This is a genomic window from Pectobacterium sp. HCp5_1, assembly GCF_032905925.1.
GTDB lineage: Bacteria > Pseudomonadota > Gammaproteobacteria > Enterobacterales > Enterobacteriaceae > Pectobacterium > Pectobacterium brasiliense_A.
In genome coordinates, this window is sequence record NZ_JAUMIO010000002.1 from 285,873 (window position 1) to 293,565 (window position 7,693).

Genomic DNA, 7,693 nt, shown 5'->3' on the forward strand with positions numbered 1-7,693 from the left:
GACTTAATGAAAATTTTGTCATTTTCTCTTTTCCCAAGGCTGTTACTCTTTTAAGCCTACAATAATAACGGGTATCACCCCGCACGGTGTGCGGGACTTGGGTCACCTGCAACAGAACAGATGAGGGGAAAAACGATGTCAGGCTTAGTGAATGGCAAATGGGTTAACGGCGATGTCGCGGCGGAAGAGATCAAAAACGGGGCATTCCACCGTGAAGAAACCAAATTTCGGCAAACCGAGCTGGTACCAGAAGCCGGTCGTTACCAGCTTTTTGTCTCCTATCTCTGCCCGTGGGCGTCGCGCACGCTGATTTTCCGCAAACTGAAAGGGCTGGAGAACATCATTTCGCTCTCCGTTGCCAACCCGCGCATCGCGGATAACGGCTGGGAATTTGCTACCCCGCAGGATGCCGGCGGGCACGTGGGTGAGATTAACTACCTGCACCAGCTCTACACCGCCAGCGTGCCCGACTATACCGGAAAGGTGTCGGTGCCTGTGCTGTGGGATCGGGTGGAAGGCCGCATCGTGAACAACGAATCGGCGGATATCATCCGCATGCTGAACAGCGAATTTAACGATCTGACTGGCAACCACCTCGATTTCTACCCGTCGGAACTGCGCGCTGAGATCGACCGCTGGAACGAAACCGTGTACCACAACGTCAACAACGGCGTGTATAAGACCGGGTTCGCCAAAACGCAGGAACACTATAACGATGCCGTCACCACGCTCTTCGCCACGTTGGACGAACTGGACGAGCATCTTGGCAGCCACCGTTATATGCTCGGCGACACGCTGACCGAAGCCGACTGGCGTCTGTTTGTCACGCTGGTGCGTTTTGACGTGGCCTACCACGGCGCGTTCAAATGTAACCTGAAGCGCATTGCCGACTACCCGAACCTGTCGAACTACCTGCGCGAACTGTACCAGTGGCCGGGCGTTGCGGAGACGGTCAATATCAACCACATCAAAGCAGGCTATTACGGTATTGCCTGGCTGAACCCGACGCAGATTGTGCCAGTTGGCCCACAGGTCGATTTATATCAGCTCCACAACCGCGAAACGTTCGGAAAATCCCGTATCGCGACGCGTTAATCCTGCTTTATCCGGCCTGCTCTATTAATGGCAGGCCGTTCTTTATTTAGGTCAAAAAATTGATTTACGTCAAACAATTGATTTACGTCAAACAATAGGCCTACGTTTCGTGTGTCGTCTACTGCAATTTCCCCCTATTAGCGCTAGAATCCTCCGCCTTTACTGTTCCCGCCGTGGAGCAGCCTGACTTGTGATCAGAATCGAGAGATACCATGTTTAAACCGGAACTGCTTTCTCCGGCCGGTACGCTGAAAAATATGCGCTACGCCTTTGCCTATGGCGCGGACGCGATTTATGCCGGTCAACCCCGCTACAGCCTGCGCGTGCGCAATAACGAATTCAACCATCAGACGCTGGCGCAAGCCATTAACGAAGCGCATGAACTGGGCAAGAAATTCTACGTCGTCGTTAACATTGCGCCGCACAATGCCAAACTGAAAACCTTCCTGCGCGATCTGCAACCCGTGATCGAAATGGGGCCTGATGCGCTGATCATGTCCGATCCGGGCCTGATTATGCTGGTGCGGGAAAACTTCCCACAGATGGATATTCACCTTTCCGTTCAGGCCAACGCGGTCAACTGGGCGACGGTGAAATTCTGGCAGCAAATGGGGCTGACGCGTGTGATTCTGTCCCGCGAACTGTCGCTGGAAGAGATTGCAGAAATCCGCCAGAACGTCCCGGATATGGAACTGGAGATTTTCGTTCACGGCGCGCTGTGCATGGCGTATTCCGGTCGCTGCCTGCTGTCCGGCTACATCAACAAACGCGATCCGAATCAGGGCACCTGCACCAACGCCTGCCGCTGGGAATATAAGGTTCAGGAAGGTAAAGAGGACGAGGTCGGGAATATCGTCCATCAGCACGAACCTATCGCGGTGAAAAACGTTGAACCCGCTCTGGGCATCGGAGAACCGACCGACAAAGTCTTTATGCTGGAAGAAAACATGCGTCCCGGCGAGTACATGAGCGCATTTGAAGACGAGCACGGCACCTACATCATGAACTCCCGCGATCTGCGTGCCATTCAGCACGTTGAACGCCTGACGCAAATGCAGGTTCATTCGCTGAAAATCGAAGGCCGCACCAAGTCATTCTATTATTGCGCTCGTACCGCACAGGTTTATCGCCGCGCCATTGACGATGCTGTCGCAGGGAAACCGTTCGATTCAACGCTGCTGGAAACGCTGGAAGGTCTGGCACACCGTGGTTATACCGAAGGCTTCCTGCGTCGCCACGTGCATGAAGATTACCAGAACTACGACTACGGCTATTCCATTTCCGATCGTCAGCAGTTTGTCGGTGAATTCACCGGCGTACGCCGCGATGGGCTGGCAGAAGTCAATGTGAAGAACAAATTTTCCTGCGGCGACAGCGTGGAGATGATGACGCCGAACGGCAATATTCAATTCACTATCGACGCTATGCAGAATGCCAAAGGGCAGCCGACCGATGTCGCACCGGGTAACGGCCATATCGTCTATCTGCCCGTGCCGGACGATGTCTCGCTGGATTATGCGTTACTGCTGCGCAATCTGCCGGGCACCACCACGCGCAATCCTAACGTGGAATAAACCGGTAATCTAGCCGGATGTCCCAACCATCCGGCTATCCCCTTCGTAAGCCCTTCTTTCCTTATGATATGCCCCCCTATTATCACTTTTCCCTGCCGCGAATAACGGCGTCAGTTGCCCGAAGGTATCGTTACAAAGCTCAGGGTTTTTTACGAATATTAGAAACAGATCACATCAATTAGCCGGTCTTGTGGTTAGTATTGCGTCGCTGAGAAAACATAGAACGAAAAATAAGCGTAGTGATACTACTAGGAACCACCTCCTTGGCCAGCTCAATCTCCCTTGAGCTGGCTTTTCTTTTTCTTCCGCCCACGCATTTTCCCACCGCACATGCAACTTGAAGTATGACGGGTATATTCACCGACTCTTCTGATATCTGCCTACCAATTTAGTGTCTATGATTAACTGCAACGTTTCTGTATTAACAACATCGCAGCCAGAGAAATAAGACATGGAAAAAAATCCAATCACACTGCTGATTTTAAATGGAAAAAGTGCGGGTAATGAAGAACTTCGCGAAGCCATTGATGAGCTACGCAAGGACGGCTATACGCTGCATGTCCGCGTGACCTGGGAATACGGCGATGCCAAACGCTATGTAGAAGAGGCGATTCAGCTCAACGCGGATAACGTGATCGCCGCCGGTGGTGACGGTACCGTTAATGAAGTCGCCGCCGCCTTAGCGGTGCAGTCGGAAGCGGGGCGTCCGTGTCTGGGACGTCCGTGTCTGGGAATTGTGCCGCTGGGTACCGCCAACGATTTCGCTACCAGTTGTCAAATTCCGATGGAGATGCACAACGCGCTAACGCTGGCGATCAAAGGCCGCGCTACCGCCATCGATGTCGCCAAAGTGAACGACGAACACTATTTCATCAACATGGCGACGGGCGGTTTCGCCACGCGCATTACCACCGAAACACCGGCCAAAATGAAGGCGGCGCTGGGGAGTGCGTCTTACGTGCTGCACGCGCTCTTTCGCATGGACATGCTGCAATCCGAACGCTGTGAGATTCACGGGCCAGATTTTCACTGGGAAGGCGATACGCTGGTTATCGCGGTGGGGAACGGTCGTCAGGCTGGCGGCGGACAGGAACTTTGCCCAGAGGCGCTAATCAACGATGGGCTACTGGAATTAAGCGTACTGTCGGCAACCGAGCTGCTGCCGAATATGTTGCAGGCCTGGTTCACCGGTAGCGAAAACCAGAACATGATTTCCGCTACCCTGCCGTGGCTGGAGATCACCGCCCCAGACGATATGACGTTTAATCTGGACGGCGAGCCGCTCAGCGCCAAACGCTTCCATATCGAGGTACTTCCAGCAGCGATTCACTGTCGGCTGCCACCGCAATGCTCGCTGCTGGAATAGCGGCGCATTTTGACTATTCCTGTTTCTACTATTCCCGCTTCAGGCGATTACTGTTTGCCAGGTACAGAGTCACCACCAGCAGCAGGATCGCCGCGGAATAGACCAGCGTATCCGACGGGCTTTTGTGATCGACAATAATCAGGCGAATGATGGCCGTAATGCCGATGTAGATAAAGTAACGCAGCGGAAAGTGATAGCCGGACTGGAAATACTTCACGATCAGCGCAATGAACTCAAAATACAGGAAATAGATCACAATGCCTTCTATCAGTTGATAGGAGGAATCTTTCTCGTTGGAGATCAACAGCACCTTCGCCAGATGAAACGTTTCCTTGACTAAAAAAATCACCAGAATAGTCGCCAGCACCAGCAGACCGATATTGAGTATCGTCTGAAGCGCCTTGGCAGCCATCGCACTGCGAGCAGAACCTGCCATATGTTATCCCCACACCCTATTTCACATTAACGCCAAGATTTCACAGCAAAGTAACCGGACGTTCACGCACTGTCTATGCCGAAGACGCTTAATTTACTTTGAAATTACTGGCAAATGTGTCACGCAAAGTACAAGTCAATTTACTTATACCCGCCATATTTCAGGCGGCAGGAAGCCGGCAGTGTGAAGAATTGAGGGCATATAATATTTACCACCAGCGATGGAAGTGATGAACGGGGCCGATGCCGTGCCCAACCTCCAGCGTGTCGGCCTGCTGTAGCGCCTGCTGTAAATAGTCCTTCGCTGCCTTGACCGTTTCCGCCCAGCTATCGTGACGTGGTCGTAGCGCCGCCAGCGCGGCAGACAGCGTGCAGCCAGTACCGTGCGTATGGCGTGTCTTCACGCGCGGAGAGCTAAAGCGCTGCGGTTCAGCATGTCGACTGAACAGCCAGTCCGGGCTCTCCGCTTCGCTGAGGTGACCGCCTTTCATCAGCACCACCTGACAGCCCATCGCCAGCAGCGCTTCCCCCTGCTCACGCATTTCCCGTTCGTTAGCGGCAGGTGACGTATTCAGCAGCGCGGCGGCTTCCGGCAGATTGGGCGTAATCAGGGACACCAGCGGTAGCAGTTCACGACGGATCGATTCCACCGCCTCCGGCGCAAGTAACGGATCACCACTTTTCGCCAGCATCACGGTGTCCAGCACCACAAAAGGCACCGCGTAACGACGCAGGCGCTCGGCAACGGTTTCAACAATATCGGTCTGTGCCAGCATCCCAATCTTGGCGCTGTCGATACGCACATCGCTCAGCACGGAATCCAGCTGTGCTGCGACAAAATCCGGTTCAATCCGGTAGACGGACTGCACGCCGCGCGTATTTTGCGCCACCAGCGCGGTAATGACCGAGGTGCCGTAAGCGCCCAAGGCTGAAAACGCTTTTAAATCCGCCTGAATACCCGCACCGCCGCTCGGATCGGTGCCTGCAATCGTCAACGCATTGATACGCTTCATGCCAGATCCTCCGCGCGCAGGGTATAGAGTCTATCGAGGAAATGGGGGATAAAACTGCCCGTTCCTTGCGCTACCGAGGTCGCCTGCTGCCCTGCTAACGCCATGACATAGCACGCCGCCGCCACGTGGGATAATCGGTCCCCCTCCAGAGCACAGAAACCCGCCACGACCGCCGACAGCGCACAGCCCGTCCCGACCACGCGCGTCATCATGCTATCGCCGCCGGATACCGCGATGTCTTGTTCACCGTCCGTGACATAATCCACCACACCGGTCACCGCAACAATGGTCCCCACTTGCCGCGCCAGTTCGCGTGCAGCAGGGAGCGCCGCCAGAGAATCATCGGCGCTATCCACGCCCCGCCCCTGTGCGGATAACCCCGCCAACGCCATAATTTCAGACGCATTGCCGCGAATCGCCGCGGGTTTCCACGCCAGCAGTTCACGACAGAATTCAGTACGAAAGGTCAAACCACCGACGGCAACCGGGTCGAGCACCCACGGTGTATTCGCCTGATGCGCGCTGTTTACCGCCGCCCGCATCGCCTCAGCGCGCGTACGCTCCAGCGTCCCGACATTAATCAGCAGCGCATCGGCTACCGCGCTGAACTGCGCGGCTTCTTCGGGATCGACCACCATCGCAGGCGACGCATTCAGCGCCAGCAGCACATTAGCAGTGAAAGATTGCACCACATCGTTGGTCAGACAGTGCACCAGCGGCGAGGCAGAACGGAATTGAGTGAGTGATGTTGCTGCCTGAGCGGCAGAAAAGTCGGTGGGTTGCGTGTTCATAAGTCTCCCAACCGGCGTGGAAGAAGGCGGCAACCGGTGGGGCATACCGTGACTTCCCTACGCTGGCATTATCCAGATCAGGTGGTACGGGTATTTCTCAGCCTTCACAAAGAAGGGCACCCCGAGTCATTTAAATCGTTTATCTCTAATTTTTGCCAGATTAGGGGAAGTAGCTTGTTGATGCAAGTTCGCCCTTCCGGCTATCGCTTCTTCACGCTGTATGATCTCTTCCCTTTGTTCAGCTCCGTCATAAAGTTGACTTATCGGTCAGCTTCATGCATAAAAAACCTTTTTAAACAGGGTTAATAATTTTGTTCGATTTATTCACGAACAGCAGATAACTACTGCTCACCTTGATGCGATAGCATGTAATCTTTGATTAGAAATTCATCATATTTAGCAGGTAATAGGGCCACTTCCCCCCATCCTAGCTGAGGGGTCATATATCCCATCCCAACCTCATCGATCTGGCTGTAAAAAACAACTATCCGACCGAGGTTTTTTTCATTGAAAAATCCTCTCCCATCAGCAGTATCGTTAGTAATTCGTATTCTGAAATCTTTAAATGATGATCCTTGGGTGATCTTTAACCAGACATTGCTGTGACCTGAAAACCGTTCAATCTTCCAAAACTTACCAAAATAGAATGCTGGGTCAGAGCAACCCTCTGTTATATCATTGATTTCCTTAAGCGAGTCACACAACCTATAACGCTTAGCTCTACCATCCTCACCAATAAGGTAAATCTCTCGGTAATAATTGTGATCGAAATTGACGCATAGAGACTGAACACTTGTTACCTGACTGGGAACCTTGAAAGATTCACCATTATGGCGGGAAATGGGCAATGAAACCTCTTTGCCATTTTTTCTCTCAAAATGCGAATCGACAGGTATTTCATCACCTTCAGAATCCATTCTGGGGTTGTTGTCTGGACGAGACTCAAGAAAACCGCTTATGACGATAAGCTCTTCGTCTTCAACCGCTTTTTTTGCATCTTCCTGAGATGAATATTGTTTGTACTGAATAGGTCCACATCTCAAGCTACAGAAAGGCGCATTGTCATCTTTAAGATGTTTGTAATAGGCAAGAACTTCGTTCTTAGTCATACCCTTGTCAGGATCAGCAGGTACTCGGGTTATATGTTCATAGCAAGAAGGACAGAAAATATATCCTTTCATATGAAGTGAGTAAGCTAAGGGCTCAACGGTATTTCTTTTGAGAGCAAGGAGCGTATGTTCGCCTTTAATCCAGTCAGGATCATAGTATGCGTAAGCGATTCTTCGAAGTGCCATTGAGCCTGTAATTAAAATTGTGTAATTGCCTGTTTTTGATATGTTCACTCCAACTGAGGAGACAGGCAAATTATGGACGAAAAGAAACTTAAGGCACTCGCTGCCGAACTGGCGAAAGGCATCA

Annotated in this window: 7 protein-coding genes and 1 riboswitch; of the genes, 3 read left to right on the plus strand and 4 right to left on the minus strand. The window is 52.4% G+C overall.

The genetic code is table 11. The features are described from left to right. Positions 1-135 precede the first annotated feature (135 nt). The 3 genes from Q3A88_RS02830 (at position 136) to yegS (ending at position 4,035) form a co-directional block, all read left to right on the plus strand. Positions 136-1,095 (plus strand): glutathione S-transferase family protein, encoded by a 960-nt coding sequence (locus Q3A88_RS02830; protein WP_317177372.1) that lies wholly within the window; start codon positions 136-138, stop codon positions 1,093-1,095. Positions 1,096-1,307: 212 nt separating this feature from the next. Continuing rightward, positions 1,308-2,669: a tRNA 5-hydroxyuridine modification protein YegQ gene (gene yegQ / locus Q3A88_RS02835; RefSeq protein ID WP_317177373.1), complete on the plus strand. Its 1,362-nt coding sequence runs from the start codon at positions 1,308-1,310 to the stop codon at positions 2,667-2,669. A 451-nt stretch (positions 2,670-3,120) separates the two neighbouring features. Continuing rightward, on the plus strand, positions 3,121-4,035 hold the full coding sequence (yegS, locus tag Q3A88_RS02840; RefSeq protein ID WP_317177374.1) for a lipid kinase YegS: 915 nt from the start codon (positions 3,121-3,123) through the stop codon (positions 4,033-4,035). 28 nt (positions 4,036-4,063) lie between these two features. On the opposite strand, the gene psiE is transcribed toward yegS, so the two are convergent. The 4 genes from psiE to Q3A88_RS02860 form a co-directional block, all read right to left on the minus strand. After that, a complete protein-coding gene (gene psiE / locus Q3A88_RS02845) occupies positions 4,064-4,471 on the minus strand; it encodes a phosphate-starvation-inducible protein PsiE (RefSeq protein ID WP_039486479.1) in 408 nt (135 codons plus the stop codon). Positions 4,472-4,679: 208 nt separating this feature from the next. Continuing rightward, complete coding sequence (gene thiD / locus Q3A88_RS02850) at positions 4,680-5,483, minus strand: bifunctional hydroxymethylpyrimidine kinase/phosphomethylpyrimidine kinase (protein WP_110162100.1); 804 nt, start codon at positions 5,481-5,483, stop codon at positions 4,680-4,682. Next, entirely contained in the window at positions 5,480-6,274 is a 795-nt protein-coding gene (gene thiM, locus Q3A88_RS02855; protein WP_317177375.1) for a hydroxyethylthiazole kinase, read from the minus strand. The genes thiD and thiM overlap by 4 nt, the downstream gene beginning before the upstream one ends. 37 nt (positions 6,275-6,311) lie before the next feature. Continuing rightward, positions 6,312-6,408, minus strand: a riboswitch (TPP riboswitch). 207 nt (positions 6,409-6,615) lie between these two features. Beyond that, on the minus strand, positions 6,616-7,569 hold the full coding sequence (locus Q3A88_RS02860) for a hypothetical protein (protein ID WP_317177385.1): 954 nt from the start codon (positions 7,567-7,569) through the stop codon (positions 6,616-6,618). Between the last annotated feature and the right edge of the window lie 124 nt (positions 7,570-7,693).

Excerpts from the sequence above, each read along its gene's own strand:
- Q3A88_RS02830 (WP_317177372.1), top strand. The coding sequence starts at position 136 with ATGTCAGGCTTAGTGAATGGCAAATGGGTTAACGGCGATGTCGCGGCG.
- yegQ (WP_317177373.1), top strand. The coding sequence starts at position 1,308 with ATGTTTAAACCGGAACTGCTTTCTCCGGCCGGTACGCTGAAAAATATG.
- yegS (WP_317177374.1), top strand. The coding sequence starts at position 3,121 with ATGGAAAAAAATCCAATCACACTGCTGATTTTAAATGGAAAAAGTGCG.
- psiE (WP_039486479.1), bottom strand. The coding sequence starts at position 4,471 with ATGGCAGGTTCTGCTCGCAGTGCGATGGCTGCCAAGGCGCTTCAGACG.
- thiD (WP_110162100.1), bottom strand. The coding sequence starts at position 5,483 with ATGAAGCGTATCAATGCGTTGACGATTGCAGGCACCGATCCGAGCGGC.
- thiM (WP_317177375.1), bottom strand. The coding sequence starts at position 6,274 with ATGAACACGCAACCCACCGACTTTTCTGCCGCTCAGGCAGCAACATCA.
- Q3A88_RS02860 (WP_317177385.1), bottom strand. The coding sequence starts at position 7,569 with ATGGCACTTCGAAGAATCGCTTACGCATACTATGATCCTGACTGGATT.